The organism is Mycobacterium sp. TKK-01-0059, from assembly GCF_000709305.1.
GTDB classification, from domain to species: domain Bacteria; phylum Actinomycetota; class Actinomycetes; order Mycobacteriales; family Mycobacteriaceae; genus Mycobacterium; species Mycobacterium intracellulare.
The window spans coordinates 1-15588 of record NZ_KL446995.1 but is presented as its reverse complement, the minus strand read 5'-3'; the positions used below and the strand labels follow the sequence as shown (position 1 = coordinate 15588).

Below are 15588 nucleotides of genomic sequence, written 5' to 3'. Positions count from 1 at the left end.
CATCGTTACGTTGAATCGTGACTCGATGGCTTTGGCCCAGCAAGTGGTTTGATGCGTCCGGCGCGCACGCCATTGGCGATGACGACGACCTCGGTGAGCTCATGCACGAATACCACCGCAGCCAAACCCATGGTCCCGAACAGCGACAGCGGCATCAGCACGGTGATGATCGCCAGTGATAGCCCGACGTTTTGCAACATGATCTGCCGGGAACGACGGGCATGGTTCAGCGCTTGGGGCAGATGGCGCAGGTCCTGGCCCATCAGCGCGACGTCGGCGGTTTCGATGGCGACGTCGGTTCCCATGGCGCCCATAGCGATTCCCAGGTCGGCGGCGGCCAGGGCCGGAGCATCGTTGACGCCGTCGCCAACCATCGCGGTCCGCCGCTGGGCACGTAGCTCTGCGACCAGGTGTGCCTTGTCCTCGGGACGCAGCTCGGCGTACACGTGCTCGATTCCGGCTTCGGCGGCCAAAGCTGAAGCGGTGGCGCGGTTGTCGCCGGTGAGCATTGCCACCTGGTAGTTGCCGGCTCGCAGTTCGGCGACGACCTCGGCGGCTTCCGGACGTAGTTCGTCGCGTACGGCGATGGCCCCGAGTAGCCGCCCGTCGCGTTCGACGAGAACCGTTGTGGCTCCGGCTTGTTGCATGCGCATGACGTCCTCGGCGAGGCCGGCTGGGTCCAGCCAGCCAGGGCGTCCCAGTCGAACATCATGGCCGTCGAGCCGCCCGGTCAATCCGGCACCGGGGATGGCGTGCACGTCGCTAGCCGCGGCGACCGACGTTCGGGTCGTGGCAAGAATGGCCGCGGCCAGTGGGTGCTCGCTGCGGGCTTCCAGCGCGGCTGCCGTAGCCAGCACCTCCTCGCGAGTGGCGCCCCCAGTGGTGACGACTTCGATGACCGCAGGCCGATTGGCCGTCAGGGTGCCGGTCTTGTCCAGGGCAATTGCGCCGAGGGTGCCCATGCCTTCCAGGGCGGCGCCACCTTTGATGAGTACACCGAACTTGGCGGCCGCCCCGATGGAGGCCACCACCGACACGGGCACCGCGATGGCCAACGCGCATGGAGAGGCAGCAACCAGTACCACCAGAGCACGTTCGATCCAGACGGCAGGGCTACCGAAAATGCTGCCCACCCCGGCGATCGCGGCCCCGGCGATCATGATGCCCGGCACCAGCGGTCGCGCGACGCGGTCGGCCAGTCGCTGACTGGCGCCCTTGCGCGCCTGCTCGGCTTCCACGATGTGCACGATGCGCGCCAGCGAGTTGTCTTCTGCCGTTGCGGTGACCTGCACCAGCAGCGCGCCGGAACCGTTGATCGACCCGGCGAACACGTCGTCGCCGGGTCCGGCTTCGACCGGTACCGACTCACCGGTGATCGCGGAGACGTCCAACGAAGTGCGACCGTCACGAATGATGCCGTCAGTGGCCAGACGTTCAGCTGGTTTGACGATCATTTGATCACCGACCTGAAGGTCGGCTGCGGCCACCACGGTTTCGCTGCCCGCGCGCAGCACTGTGGCCTGATCCGGCACCAGCGACAGCAACGCGCGCAAGCCGCGGCGCGTACGCGACACCGCGAATTCCTCCAAGCCCTCACTGATGGAGAACAAGAACGCCAGCATGGCAGCCTCGCCGACCTGACCGAGACCCACGGCGCCGGCCGCAGCGATGGTCATCAACGTGCCGACACCGATGCGGCCCTGCGTAAGTCGCTTGATGGCCGACGGCACGAACGTCGAGGCCCCCACCGCCAAGGCGACGACTTTGAATGCCAGAGCGACCGGCCCCAGTGGAGTGACCCATGCGGTGATCACCGACCCCGTCAGCAACACCCCGGACAACGCAGCGCGCCGCAGCTTGACGACCTGCCAGAGCCGCTCCGGCGCGTCCTCGCTGTCATCATGGTCGCAACAGCCATCGCTAACCGTCTGCGGAGGACGACCTTTCTCAAAATCGCACGAGCCCGACCGCACCCGCGTGCTCCAGTCGATGACTCGTTGCACCACACCGGGCTTGCGGCCGTCCGCCGAGTGCGGGGTACGCGGTGGTACCGACGCTACCGGGATGTGCTCAGCATCGGCGATCGCCGACAGGACGGCGGCGGTGTCGCAGCGCTCAGGCGCGTACCAGATCACCACTGAGGCGGTGCGCGGATAGGCCCGCACGGCTTCGACGCCGGTGACCATACCAACGGCGTCCTCAATCGCGACCGCGCGGCCGGTGTCGAATCGAAACCCGCTGGCGTGCACCCGCATTCGTCGCGCCGTCGCAGACACAACGCTCAGCTTGAGGCCAGCATCGGGATGCGCAGCGGTGGTCGGCATCATCAGCCCTCCTAGCGGTATAGCAGAGCGCCCTTCTCATCGCGGATGTAAAGCTCTCCTATCCGCCGAGGAGTGCCCAGCGTGCGATGTCAGCTACAGCAGTCGTCGGCTACGGGGTCGACCGGAAGGGAGGCGTTGTCACCGATCCGATCGCGAGCTTCGGCGACCACGTCGGCAACTTTCAGCCGTGCGGCTTCGGCCGCCACCTCGGCGCGCCGGGTTCCCCGCAGGCCCCATTCTGTGGCGGTCACCGCTGCGCGGTGGACGGGAGTTTTTCCCACCGCCTTGCGCAACACTTCGTAGGCACTCACCCCGACGAGCCCGGTAAATACCGTCCCGGTCGCCCTGATCAGTAGTCCATGTGCAACCACGGCTAACCCTCCTCATCTTCTGCTTGCTCGTCGCGATTCGGCGAGCCCGCTCATCGACTAGCCGGCATGGTGCGGACTCCCTCGAACGTGGCTTGCTCACCACCGCAAGGCTGATCGGTGTCCACCGCGAGAACGACCTGAACCAACTCGCTCAGGGCACGCGCGAGGTGACTATCGGCCAGGGCATAACGAACCTGGCGGCCCTCATACGTTGCGATAACCAGGCCGCAGCCCCGTAAGCACGACAGATGGTTGGACACATTGGATCGGGTCAATCCCAGGTGCGAAGCCAACAGGCCGGGATAGCAAACTCCATCCAGCAGCGCGACAAGAATTCGGCACCGCGTCGGATCGGCCAGCGCCCGGCCCAGTCGCGACAACGCCGATTCCCGCACCTCACACGTCAGCATGGCCGCAACTGTACAGTTGTCGCTGATATAACAGCAACGGCTGAACTATGGTTCCGAATCGCGGTGCACCTGTGATGTGTGGCGTCGGTATGCAGTCGACGGGTTTGGGAATTCCGCGGCGGGGCATGCGCAGCCGGGGTTGTGGCGGTCAAAGAACCCTATTTCTCAGTCGTAGGTTGCGGGAAACCTTGTCCCAGTATCGATTCCACCGGGCAGTGTGGGCATCGGTCCACGTCATGGGGCCTCCGTCTTCAGGGCGGTGTCTAGTTGCGCCCGATGCCGGGCGCAAACCGCCCAACCGCGGCGCGGTAATCGGTGTAGGCGCGGCCGTGGATACGGGCCAGATACGGCTCTTCGACGACACGGACCTGAACCTCGATGGCCGCCAGCAGGACCACGAACGCGGCCAGGGCCAGCGGGTTGGGCGTCATCAAAGCGATGCCGGCGGCGAAGACGAGCATGGCAGCGAAGATGGGATTGCGGACCCAGCCGAACACACCCGTGCGTACCAAGGTGGTGGTTTCGTCGGGGTCGACCCCGATCCGCCAGGATTCACCCATGCCGTGTTGGGCGCAGAGGGTGGCGGCGAGTCCTGCGATCGCCGCCACCACCCCGGACGCTTGGACAGCGGGTGCGTGCAGGACCGGCATCGGAGTGAGGATTTCACCGAGTTGCAGCAGCGGGGCAGCCACACCGGCGAGGATGGCGCCCACGAATCCGACGCCGGCCCACCATTCCAGCGAGCCGGGACGTCCACTGACGCCGCGAAATCCGGTCGAGCCGGTGCGCCGCTGCTGGGTCCAGCTGCGCCAGCCGAACCCGAGTGCGGCGAAGACGAGGTAGAGCGTCAGCGCGGACACAGGCATCATGGTCAGTCCTGTCCTGTGCGAACCGGCGACAGCTTGCGCGATTGCTTGCTGTACGGTGGCGACGCCGCGGGTTGCTCGCTAGCGGTGCCGACGGGCTCCCCCGTCGAGTGTTCGTTCGCGGTCGGGGATTGACCGTTCATCAGGCGGTAGCGGATCAGTCGAGAGCTGTTGGTGACCACCGCGACCGAGGATGCGTTGTGCAGGATCGCGGCCAGCACCGGAGACAGGGCCCCTCCGGCGCCCATGAGCAGACCGACGGAGTTGACGGCGATGGACATGCCGTAGTTCTGCCGGATCACCGCGACGGCTCGCGCACCCAGATCGGGTACATCGAGCAGGCGCTGCAGGTTGTCGTTGGCCAGTGCGATATCGGCGGTTTCCACTGCGACGTCGGTGCCGGCCAGACCCATGGCGATCCCGATATCGGCGGTCGCCAGTGCCGGCGCGTCATTGACGCCATCACCGATCATCGCGACGACGTAACCCTCGTCCTGCAGTTGGCGCACCGCCTGAAGCTTGTCTTCGGGCAGCACCTCGGCGCGCCACTCGTCGATACCGAGTTCGCCGGCCACCACCTCGGCGGTATCCGGATGATCACCAGTCAGCATCACGATGCGCCCAATGCCCTTGCTGCGCAACTTGTTCAGCACATCGGCGGCCTCGGGGCGGATTTCGTCGCGCAGGCTGATCAGCCCGACCAGCGTGCCGTCCACCGCCAGCAACAGCGGGGTCTCAGCCTGGCGCCGCAATTTGTCAACCCACTCGGTTGCCTTCTTGGACACGCGGACCTTTTCGGCACGCAGCAGCGACGGGCTGCCCAACAGCAAAACGCGGCCATCAGCCCAGGTGCGCATGCCCAGGCCGACCAATACTTCGCACTGTTCGTGCGGCGGGATCGTGATGTGGCGTTCGTTGGTCGAGCGGATCACCGCTTCGGCCAGCGGATGACGCGAATGGATCTCAGAGCTGGCCGCATAGGCCAAGACCTCTTCGGGCTGCCAGTCCTTCTGGAAGGCAACGACATTCGTCACGACGGGGCGCCCAACGGTGAGCGTCCCGGTCTTGTCGAACACGATGGCGTTCACCCGCCCGGCTTGTTCGAGGTGCGATCCGCCCTTGATCAGAATGCCGCGGCGCGCCCCGTTGCCGATCGCTGCGCTGATCGCAGTCGGGGTCGACAATCCCACCGCGCATGGACACGCGATCAACAGCATGGTCATCGCGCGCCGGATGTCGCCGGTCAGCAGCAGGGTTGCCGCGGACACGATGAACGAGATCGGGACAAATCGGCGCGAGAAGTTCTCACCGACCGTTTGAATCGGCGCCCGATCGTGCTGGGCCTCCTCGACGCGGGAAATGATGCGCCCGATCGTGGTTTCGCTGCCCACCGCGGCCGCGCGCACCACGAGGCGTCCGCGTACCACCACCGATCCGGCGTGCACGCGGGAGCCGACGACCATGCTGACCGGCAACGTTTCGCCGGTGATCGCCGACTGGTCGACTACCGCTTCGCCGTCGAGCACCTCGCCGTCCACCGGGATCGCCACGTGATCGTGAATGACGACCTCGTCACCGATTTGCAAGGTATCGATGGGCACCTGGACTTCGCTGCCATCATTAACCCTGATCCAGGCGGTGTCCGCGGTGCCGCGCAACAGGTCGGCGATGGCCCGCCGGGTGCGGCGCAGCGTCAGGTCCTGCAGGTACTCGCCGATATTGAGCAGCCACAACACGGTCAGCGCGACCACGTTCTCCCGCAACACCATGCTGGCCACCGTGGCCACCGTCACCAGGGTGTCGGTGCCCGCTCGGCCAGAACGAAGCGAACGTAGCGCCCCGCGGAAGAACGGATAGCCCATGAACACCGTCGCGCCGGTGGCCACCAGCTGACCCTTGGGCCCCAGCAGCGGCGGGCGGCGGAAACCGTAGCGGCGCACACCCAACAACACCAGCGCCGCCCCGCCGACCGCAAGGCGCAGCACCTCGGTGTTGCGAACATCAGCCGAGCGCGGCGTACGCGCGGGAATCAGCTCGGCAGCGACGTCTTTGGCCGCCGCAATGGCCGCCATGATCGCCGAGCGATCACAACGCTTGGGTGAATACCACACCACGACCGATCCGGTGTGGGGATAGGCGTGCACCGCGCGCACCCCGGTCTGCTTGTCCACCTTGTCTTCGACGGCCACCGCACGACGGGAATCCGAACGAACCCACGGAACATGCAATCTCATCCGCCCCGCCGCATCGGAGAGAATTTCTACGGCGGTGTCCTCGACAACAGTCATAACAGCGATCAGTGGTCGTGGTCGTGGACCGCGGCCGCAGCCGGCGGGGAAGCCTCTTCACCGATGCGTTCACGCGCCTCGGCGACCACGTCAGCCGCCTTCAGCCGAGCCGACTCCGCTACCACTTCTGCACGACGCGTCCCTCGCAAACTCAACTCCGCGGCCGCGACCGTCGCCCGACGCACCGGCGCCCCACCAGCCGCCTTACGCAACAGCTCATAGGCACTCACGCCCACCAATCCGGTGAACACCGTAGCGGCCGCCTTCGCCGCTAGCGCATGCGGAAACATCAACTTCCTCCTCGTGTTCGGCCCTGTCGGGCGCATTTCACCTACTACTCATTCGACCGTAACATAGATACATCGCAATATCACTATGAATTTCGGTTGGGCCAACCGGCCGGGGGCGCCGGCAAGCAAAGCGCAGCCGCCAGCCCGCGCGTAGCACCTGCATCGGCTGCGACTGCCAGGCGTCGTGCCGACGGGGTGGTCAGCGTGGGGGGGCCTCGGTACTAACCGGTCCATCAAGGGGGAGGGCCTCACGACGGCACCATGCGCCGTGAAGTTGGTCAGATGCGAGCCCGGCTGTCCGATCGCCGCTGGCCGCCGCCGACGGCGACTCAACATTTGGGCTGGATAAACTTGACAGTGCGCGACTGTGGGATGTGGAGGCCACTGGGTCGGGCATGCACGGAAGTTGAAGGCAATGCCGCCGGCGCAATCGTCAGTGGTGTCCGCCCCGATATCCTCCGTGGTGACCACCGTAATAGCCCTCTCCGAACAATCCACCCAAAAATCCTCTAGGGCGGGGATTTTCGACGTACACGGGCTGCGCTGGGTACTGCGCAGGCGCATACCCTCCCGGCGGTGGCGCGGGTTGGGGTGGCTGTTGGGCGGCGTAGAACTTGGCCTCGGCCTCGGAGAGTTGCTCTAGTTCGCCCCGGTCCAGGAAGACGCCGCCGCAACCCGTGCACTGATCGATCGTCACCCCGAAGCGCTGCACCGGCAGCATCTGCGACACACACCGCGGACACAGCAGCGTTGACTCTTTGGCCTCCATTGATCCGCGCTCGTCTGCCATTTGGACCTCCCTAATCAGGCAACGGCGATGCCTTACCCGCCCAGACTAACAAACTATAAACGCATGCGCATATACGAATGCGCATGACTTGGGCTCCGCGGTTACCCCGCCGTCGCCTGATCAGCAAGGGAGCGATGCGAGCGCTCGGGGGCCGATATCGCGCGGGCCAATCGGGTGCTGCGCCGCCGGCTATACAGCAGGCTGGCCACCGCGACAGCCAGGCAGGCGGCAGCTGGAAGAAGCAGTGCGTTGTGGCCGAACCGGCCGCCAATGAGGGCGCCCGTCGCGCCGCCGCCGACGAATAGCACCACGGTCGTCGTCAGCACCGCGGCCTTCCACTTGTCCATCCCGTGGCGGCGGCTGCGGCCCAGTATCAATCCGAGGTCGGTGATGGTGCCGGTGAAGTGCGTGGTGCGGATCGACATTCCGGGAGCGTTCGAGGTCATCGCGTTTTGCAGCCCGCACGCGGCCGCCGCCAGCAGCGCCTTGAAACCGGGAATCTCGATACCGGCTGCGGCCACCAGCAGCGCGGCCTCGGCGAGCAGGACCGCGGCGTGGCGCGCACTGGTGTGGGTTTGCACCGGCGCCAGTACAGCGCCGGCCCCGGCGGCTCCGGCCAAAAATCCGCCTACGATCAGCGCGATCATGCAGCTCTCGTACAGCAGCGGATTGGCTGAGTCCATGCCCAGCTTGGTGCTCAGTGCGGTCAGGTTGCCCACCGGAAACGCCAAGACCAGCAGTGCCACCGAATTGATGAAGCCAGCAACCCCGGCTAGCACCCCGCTGTAGCCCAGCACCAATACCCGCAGTGAGCGTGTTTCGCGGGTTGGCTTGTGCGGCATGGTTTCTCCTTCCGTAGACCGGAGGCTGGTTATGGTCCGTGGTGGGTCTGTCAGGCGCCGGTGAAACGATGCGTCGGGCCGTGTGGACCCTCGCAGTGCGCATGCTCGCCGGCTGCACCCTGCCTGCCGATTTCGGAGGCTTCGTGGTCGAGCTGCAACGTGGTGTGGGAGATGCCATGCTCGTGGGCCAGCAGCTGCGCCAAGTCGTTTCGGGTGGCGTGGCAGTCGCGGCCCGGCGCGACGATCACGTGCGCCGACAGGGCCGGTTCACCTGAGGTGATTTCCCACACGTGCAAATCATGAACTTCCACGACGGAATCGTGAGCGGCCATGGCCTGCCCGATCGAGTCCGGATCGATACCTTGGGGCGCGGCCTCGAGAAAAACGAGGCTAGCGGCCCGCACCAATCCGATGCCGGCTCGCAGCATCAGCGCTACCACGACCAGCGTGGCGATCGCGTCCGCACGCCCGAACCCGGTGACCACGATCACCACCCCGGCCACGGCGGTGGCGATGAAGGCGAACAAGTCGTTGAGTATGTGCTGAAAAGCGCCCTCAACGTTCAGGCTGGCCCGGTTTGCCCGGCTGATCATCCACGTCGCCGCCAGGTTCACCACCACACCGACCAGCGCGGTGACTAGCACCAGTGCACCCGTCACCTGCGGCGGGTGGATCAGCCTTTTGATCGCCTCATAGGCCAGCCATGCCGCCAACACCAGCAAGGTCACGCCGTTGGCCTGCGCGGACAAAATCTCCACGCGCCGCCACCCGTAGGTCATCCGCCCCGACGCCGGACGCGCAGACAGCCGAATCGCCCACAACGCCAACGCAATCGAGGCCGCATCGGTGAGCATATGGGCCGCATCAGAGAGCAACGCCAATGACCCCGCGATGATCCCCACTACCACCTCGCCCAGCATGAACCCGGCGATCACTGCCAGCGCACCGCCCAGCCATCGCCGGTCAGAATCCGCCGACGTATGCCCGTGGGTGTGGCTATGGTTCTCGTTCATCGACGCCCCCCGACCGCCCGATCCATGTCGACAAACTATGCGTATATCGCGATATATGCAATGGCGGTGTCGAGTATTCCGGTGCCGTTCATCTGCCCCAGGCCCTAGCATCCGCAATCCTCGCCGCGCCACGATCGCCGCCCCTGCCAGACGGCGACGGCGGCGATGCCCAACCCGATGGCGGGGTCTAACCACCATCCGTTGCGCCATGCGAGGGTGACCGCCAAGCCGAGGAGGACTGCGGCCGCCTGTGCGGCGCACAGATAGTTTTGGATGCCCTTGCCGATTGTGGCGCCCGAGCCCAGCCGTGCGCCGAGTTTCTGTTGCGCGCGGCCCAGGATCGGCATCTGCACCAAGGCGGCAGCCGTCAAGACAACACCGACCAGCGACGTGTGTGACACGTGCTCTTTGAGTAGATGGTGCAGGGATTCAGCGGCAATGTAGGGGGCGCTGAGCCAAAACGACACCGCTACGCCACGTTGCGCACGGAGCTCGGCCGTCTCTGACAAGGTTCGCGTGCCGCTGAACCGCCAAATCACGACCAGGCTGGCCATCGCCTCGGGTGCGCTTCCTAATGCCCATGCGGTCAGTGCGACAGATCCTGTAGCCACGCCCTGCCACAGGCCGAGCGCCCCTTCGGCGACCACAAAGATCAGGCTGACCCAAGCCAGCCATCGCGCCCATCGTGCGGCAGCGTGCCATCGGGAATCGCGTTGAAATGTCATCGCTGTTCTCGAAGGGGTCGTGCTGCAACAGCTAAGGTCGTCGCTTCCCGGGGTGGCGGCTGATCCAAACTGCGTCATGAGACTCGCTCCACGAGTGAGCCGAGCGCGCCGTTAGACCCGCGGTGACAACGCTGCGAAATACACGCTGTTGGTCCGATTGGCTCGGTGCCTTTAGCGACGACTGGCGCGGCGCTCATTAGTACGCCGCGGGCGGCGACTGAGTCAACTATTTCCATGACTGGCTCTGCGGGTTCAGCGGTCCGCTGACGGGCGGTGTCACGAACCGCGGCCGGAGACCGGGCGCGATGGTGTGGTGGCGCATCAAAATTCTCCCGAACGACAAAGGCATTTGACGAAACGACTCCAGGTGGCGTCGCTTCACTGTTCTTAGACGCGGCCGACTGGCCCTGGGCCGCATGGTGAGTGAGGACGCCAGATAACGCGACGCAGCTTGGCTGCCGGGTCAACTCATCGAAAATATCGACAGGTCTTCGACCCATCCCGCGGGAAAGAATGCTCGTCAATCGAGCAGGGGGATTACCGGTAGACCGTGCAACGCCGTCTGATCTGGCGCCGACCTATCAGCGCCGTGCGAGACAAAATCGTGTTAGCAGGTCTTGACCGGCGACGGGTGTAGCGGGTCCTCGAGGTGGACCCCGTCTGGCCTGTCGCGCCCACACAAAGCAATAACCGACAACGGCCACCGCCGCGACCCCGGCGTACACCAGAAACGCGTCATCCCAGCGCGGGACATCCGCCACCGCCGTCGCTACGAGGCAGGAGTGCGACAGCCCGCTGTCGCACTGCGCGTGATCGCCATTTACCGCCGGTGCACCATTCGATGAGCTATCCGACTGCTGAGCCGCATCAACCGTGGCGGCCGCGTGCCACGCGTGCTCGGCGGCACCACCCAGCAACCAGAGTGCCGCGATGATGGCGATGGCCGATCGCAGCAGGGGAAGCTTGAGAAGGTCGCTATGCACAGTGCTTCCAAATGTAGCAGCGCTAGGCGTGTGCCTCCGACATTGCAACCTGGGGGGCTGCTGTGTCTTTCAGATCGAAACTGCGGCGTGTGAGGCGCTCGTTTCTTGTTGAATCCTGAATGGCGGTGTTGGTTCTCCTTCGGCACAATGGAGGTTCGCTGAGGCAGCCAAGCTCCGTTTTGTGTCTCCGAGATGCACAATGCCCGAATCGCTTGCTTGGCGCTCAACGCGTGGCTGAATCACCCAAGATGCTAGAAAAATCTGGAATCTCGACGCCTACCTGGTCCAGGTAGGCCCACTGACCACACCGGCGCTTCCCGGGCCGCCAGGCGCCTCCGAAACGCGGACCGCCAACCTCAATAGCTGACGTGAACGCGCATTCGTAGCGCGAACGCCATTTCGACTGGTTTGTGCCTACATAAGGAAGGAATAGGCAAGGCAGTGGGCGGGCGGCGGGATTGACCAAGCTGGCCGCGATGAGTTCGGAGGCGCCCGAACATGCGGGTGGTGCCGGCCATGGGACTCGCACCGGGCGGCGGCGCGGGGCAAAAAGTAGAGCGCAGCTGACGGTCAGTACGCGACGACGGCCCAGCGGCAATTGTTTCCATAACCGAATAAGAGCGTATCGGGTTGTTACCCGACATGGTCGCCGAAGTCGTGGCGGGCGATCGAAGCGATGCGTCAGTGCGACAATTGCGTTTCGACGGTCTCCCAACGGCAGGAAACGAACACGCCGGCAACAACGTTGATTGGGTTTCGCCGCCGTCGTGATCAGACATCCGACATTGTGTGCCGGCCATGGGTAATCTACTATGTGCGTACGTAGTTAGTGTATGACGGCGACCGGCGTCGAATGCTGTGCGGATCGGAGGGTGACGGTGCGGGTGCGGGGCTTCGGGGAGTTGGAAGCGGTGGTGATGGACCGCATCTGGGACCGGGATGGAACCACGACGGTCCGCGAGATTTTTGACGAGCTGGCCGCTGAACGCGAGATCGCCTACACGACAGTGATGTCGACCATGGACAACCTGCACACCAAGGGGTGGCTGGCGCGTGAGCGAGATGGCAAGGCCTACCGGTACTGGCCGGCGTTGACCCGCGAGCAGCACAGTGCGCAACTGATGCGCGAGGTGTTTGACGCCGGGGGGCGCTCTGAACTGGTGCTCAGCCACTTTCTCGAACAGATCAGTCCCGAGGAATCCGCGCATTTGCGTGCTGCGCTGCAGCGTCTGGCCAGAAGAACCCGGCGCAAGTAACCATTACCGGGCCGCCAGAGTCCTGCCTTTACCGCATCGAATAGGGCTGCGTTGCAGACGTATTGTTGAAAGTCATCTCGTGATCGCGGGCCGCTATGGTGGTCCCACGGGCCCGCCGGCCCCGTCCATCACGTCCTGCATCGTCGTGGTATCCCGTCGTGCACGAAACCACTCACCTCGCGGGCATGAGCTCGGATGGTGCCAGACAACGCGGGACCAGACGTTCTCACGGCGATGGTGGCCCCCCTGCGCGTCGCCGTAGGCGGCAGCCACCCCAGTATCGCGGTACAGCGTCGGCGGGGTCGAGCTCATACCAAACGAACTCCGCGCTGCGGTCAGCTACCCCAAATCATTTGTATACGGCCAATTACTCGCGCAGTCATCGCATCTCGCCCGCCTACATCAACCGGCGGTAAAATTCATCCTCTTCCGCATCGCCGCGCTCATGAGGTGACCCGACCCGAGCAAACGCGCCATCTCCTCCCGCTGACCGGCCGCTTCGTCCCGCGCCGCCAAGATGAACCGCAAGCACCACGGCCGCGGTGATGACACCCAAAATCACCATCACCCCCAACGTGTTGAACAACGCGCTACACCAAACCCAGCCGTCGCCGCCATACGACATCATCAGCGCATTACCTCCGTCTCGTTACCGATCACCACACGACCGCGGGATCTGAAAACCGATACTGCCCAACCGTATCGCCCACCTAGACTGCGACGCCACCCGCCAGAATCGGTCGGGCGACGAGTCCGATATGCATTTCTACTATCTATGTACACAGATAGTAGATCAAGCGTGTCGCTTGCCAGGGTGATGGGACCACCGTTTTGCCATGAGCATGGGACCGGTTGTTTCCGGTTACTGGCCGTTGTGATGGTGACTGACGAGATGGCTGCTGGTCAATTCGGCTGGTCCGAATTGACCGGCTTTGCGGGGCGGGGTTTCTGACGTTGCCGGTAGGACTCGCCTTCGACGACGAGTTCGTAGGCCGCGGATTGGAGCCGGTCCATCGCCGACTGCGCCAGCAGTGGGTCGGCCATCATGGTGAGAATCTCTGGGGGTTCGCGGTTGCTGGTGATGATCGTTGAGGCGGTGCGGTGGCGTTCCACGATGATTTCATAGAAGTCATTGGTCTCGGTGGTTTCAAGCCGGTGCAACGCGAGGTCATCGATGATGAGTAGCTCGACGCGGTGCAGTTTGCGTACCTCGTCTTCATAGCTGCCGTCTAGCCGTGCCCCGCGTAGGCGTTTGAAGAGTTTGTCGGCGCGTTCGGTGTGCACGCTGTGGTGACGTCGGACCGCGATGTGTCCTAAGGCGTTGGCCAGGAACGTTTTTCCGACCCCGACCGGGCCCATGATGAGCACGTTGTAGGCGTCGGCCAAAAACCGCAGCGAGGTCAACTCTGCCCACAACTGGCGGTCGTAGCTGACCGCGGCGGTATCGTCCCAGGCCTGTAACTGCATCTGCGGATCCAGACGGGCCGCCTTGGCGCGTAGTTGGGCGGATTTGCGGTCGCGGCGGGTGACCTCATCGGCCAGCAGCATCTCCAGGAAATCGTGATGCGGCAACCGATTGGATCGTGCCAAGGCGAGCCGTTCGGGCAGGGTGTCGAGCAGCTGGCCGAGCTTAAGACGGCGCATCAGGACTTTGAGGTCTGCAGAGATCTCGATCGGCTTGACCGCTGGGGTGGCGTCAGGACGGGCGGGGCTCATGATGGCCTCCGCACCGTAAAGTCAGTGGCGGCGCGCACGAATCTGGATGCCGTGGGCGACGGCTTGGGGATCAGCGGCAGCTGCGCACCGGCGCCACGGGTGAGCATGCGCTCGATCAGGCCGACGTCGATGACCTCGGCGTCCAGCGCGCGTCGGCAGGCATCATCGACCGCCTCCGCGCCGTGGCGGCGCACCAATCCCAACAGGCGGTAGACCTGGCGCATCTTGGTCCACGGCAGCGGGTGTTCTAACACCGCGGCGGCGTAGACGCCGACATGGGTGCCGTGGGTGGCTGCCTTGCGCTGCAACGTGTTCAGATCCCGCATGGCATAGACCGACACCTCAGCGGGCAGGTCGGCGGGATCGGTGTGGCGGCGCCCCGGACCCACCACGGGGTGGACCTTGATCAGCTCACCGCGCCAATACAGTTTGACCGTATGCGCATCCACGCGGGCATCGAGGCGGCGGCCAATCAGCTCGCCGGGAACGCTGTAAAGCGCCCGCGCGATCTGCACATGCCGATCCGGGGCCACCTTGGGCCGGCTCCAGGTCGGGATGTCGAACACCTCGTTGGGCACCGGCTTGAGTTGGGGTAGCTCCTCGGCGGCGAACACCTCGACCGGGCGGCACCGGGTGGTGCCGTGGATTCGCATCCCGGCCACCTGCCCACACCACTGCTCAGCTCGCGCGCGGCAGTCACTCAGGTTCCGAAAGTCTTCTCCGGCAAAGAAATTCGATCTCACATATTGGACGCAGCGTTCGACGCGAGGCTTATCGCGGGGGCTGCGGATGCGGGTGGGGTCCACAGCGAATCCCCGAGCCTGGGCATATTCGCGAAATGCGTCGTTGAGCTTCGCGTCGGTCGCATCAGCCTTATCCACGATGGTCTTCATGTTGTCCGGGATCACCACCGCGAACACCCCACCAAAGAACACCCACGCCGCTTCGAACCCGGCGATCACCTCGCCCAGGGTCTGCCGGTAGGTGGGCCAAACGAACATGTGCCGCGAATACACCGCGGTGAAGATCAACCCATGCACCACCCGCCGGCGGCCGTCCTCGATGTCGGTGAGCAGCCCGAGTCGACCGAAGTCGACCTGCAGTTCGCTGCCGGGCTCACAATCGGCCACCGGCACCGTGGCCCGCCGTTGCCCAAAGCCCAATTCCGTTGTGGCATATCGATGCAACGTGCGATACGACACCACCACTCCGCGCCTGCCCAGTAGCGTGTGCACCTTCGTCAAGGTCAAGTCCTGTTTCAGCCACGCCTGGACCTGCTCACGCTGAGTGTCGATGATCTCCCACGTCTGGCTCTTGCCGTTGGGCCGGCTCGGCCGCACCTCGGCGATCACCGCCGCCAACAGCTCGTCAGTCAGCTGACAGGCGTCGCCATCACGGTCCAGCCCGCACGCGCGCGCCCGATCCACATACCGGCGCACCGTTTTGCGGTCGGTGCCCGAGAGCCGGGCCACCTCCCGATACCCGCGACCATCCAGCCACAGCCGCAACATCTCCTTGACTTCGATCACAGAAACCTCCCGGTAGCTCATTCGGCCAATACAGCGGCCGAGCAACCGGAAGCCCCGACGCCACGCCGGGTGGTCCCATAACTGGCAAAACAGCTAGCCAGGTGGTCCCATCACTGGCAAACGGGTGGTCCCATGCTCATGGCAAAACCGGCGCCGAGCTGGCCCCTTGTCCCTGGCAGCCGACA

Annotated in this window: 14 protein-coding genes; 1 reads left to right on the top strand and 13 read right to left on the bottom strand. The window is 64.8% G+C overall.

The annotated features are described in order from the left end of the window. Nucleotides 1-5: 5 nt before the first annotated feature. The 10 genes from K883_RS22300 to K883_RS22265 form a co-directional block, all read right to left on the bottom strand. Nucleotides 6-2327: a heavy metal translocating P-type ATPase gene (locus K883_RS22300; RefSeq protein ID WP_014711809.1), complete on the bottom strand. Its 2322-nt coding sequence runs from the start codon at nucleotides 2325-2327 to the stop codon at nucleotides 6-8. Nucleotides 2328-2413: 86 nt separating this feature from the next. Beyond that, nucleotides 2414-2695 carry a DUF1490 family protein gene (locus tag K883_RS22295; protein ID WP_014711808.1) on the bottom strand — a complete coding sequence of 94 codons (282 nt, stop codon included), beginning with the start codon at nucleotides 2693-2695 and terminating at the stop codon, nucleotides 2414-2416. Between the two features lie 50 nt (nucleotides 2696-2745). Next, on the bottom strand, nucleotides 2746-3105 hold the full coding sequence (locus K883_RS27225; protein ID WP_020822721.1) for a Cd(II)/Pb(II)-sensing metalloregulatory transcriptional regulator CmtR: 360 nt from the start codon (nucleotides 3103-3105) through the stop codon (nucleotides 2746-2748). A gap of 263 nt (nucleotides 3106-3368) precedes the next feature. Next, on the bottom strand, nucleotides 3369-3971 hold the full coding sequence (locus K883_RS22290; protein ID WP_033712914.1) for a methyltransferase family protein: 603 nt from the start codon (nucleotides 3969-3971) through the stop codon (nucleotides 3369-3371). A 5-nt stretch (nucleotides 3972-3976) separates the two neighbouring features. Beyond that, nucleotides 3977-6259 carry a manganese-exporting P-type ATPase CtpC gene (gene ctpC, locus K883_RS22285; protein ID WP_020822720.1) on the bottom strand — a complete coding sequence of 761 codons (2283 nt, stop codon included), beginning with the start codon at nucleotides 6257-6259 and terminating at the stop codon, nucleotides 3977-3979. An 8-nt stretch (nucleotides 6260-6267) separates the two neighbouring features. Beyond that, nucleotides 6268-6549: a DUF1490 family protein gene (locus tag K883_RS22280; RefSeq protein ID WP_008257367.1), complete on the bottom strand. Its 282-nt coding sequence runs from the start codon at nucleotides 6547-6549 to the stop codon at nucleotides 6268-6270. A 433-nt stretch (nucleotides 6550-6982) separates the two neighbouring features. After that, nucleotides 6983-7318 (bottom strand): TFIIB-type zinc ribbon-containing protein, encoded by a 336-nt coding sequence (locus K883_RS27220; RefSeq protein WP_014711804.1) that lies wholly within the window; start codon nucleotides 7316-7318, stop codon nucleotides 6983-6985. A gap of 122 nt (nucleotides 7319-7440) precedes the next feature. Then, on the bottom strand, nucleotides 7441-8181 hold the full coding sequence (locus K883_RS22275; RefSeq protein ID WP_014711803.1) for a DUF1275 family protein: 741 nt from the start codon (nucleotides 8179-8181) through the stop codon (nucleotides 7441-7443). Between the two features lie 50 nt (nucleotides 8182-8231). Then, nucleotides 8232-9194, bottom strand: coding sequence for a cation diffusion facilitator family transporter (locus tag K883_RS22270; protein ID WP_014711802.1), 963 nt, complete (start codon nucleotides 9192-9194; stop codon nucleotides 8232-8234). Between the two features lie 104 nt (nucleotides 9195-9298). After that, a complete protein-coding gene (locus tag K883_RS22265) occupies nucleotides 9299-9919 on the bottom strand; it encodes a cation efflux transmembrane domain-containing protein (RefSeq protein ID WP_020822717.1) in 621 nt (206 codons plus the stop codon). A 1861-nt stretch (nucleotides 9920-11780) separates the two neighbouring features. Here K883_RS22265 and K883_RS22260 point away from each other — a divergent pair. After that, on the top strand, nucleotides 11781-12158 hold the full coding sequence (locus K883_RS22260; protein WP_033712913.1) for a BlaI/MecI/CopY family transcriptional regulator: 378 nt from the start codon (nucleotides 11781-11783) through the stop codon (nucleotides 12156-12158). A gap of 397 nt (nucleotides 12159-12555) precedes the next feature. On the opposite strand, the gene K883_RS27680 is transcribed toward K883_RS22260, so the two are convergent. The 3 genes from K883_RS27680 to istA form a co-directional block, all read right to left on the bottom strand. After that, nucleotides 12556-12786 (bottom strand): hypothetical protein, encoded by a 231-nt coding sequence (locus K883_RS27680; RefSeq protein WP_020822714.1) that lies wholly within the window; start codon nucleotides 12784-12786, stop codon nucleotides 12556-12558. A 275-nt stretch (nucleotides 12787-13061) separates the two neighbouring features. Beyond that, nucleotides 13062-13874 (bottom strand): ATP-binding protein, encoded by an 813-nt coding sequence (locus K883_RS22255; RefSeq protein ID WP_014711800.1) that lies wholly within the window; start codon nucleotides 13872-13874, stop codon nucleotides 13062-13064. Further along, entirely contained in the window at nucleotides 13871-15424 is a 1554-nt protein-coding gene (gene istA, locus K883_RS22250; protein ID WP_033712892.1) for an IS21 family transposase, read from the bottom strand. Before istA ends, K883_RS22255 begins: the two co-directional genes overlap by 4 nt. Nucleotides 15425-15588 lie beyond the last annotated feature (164 nt).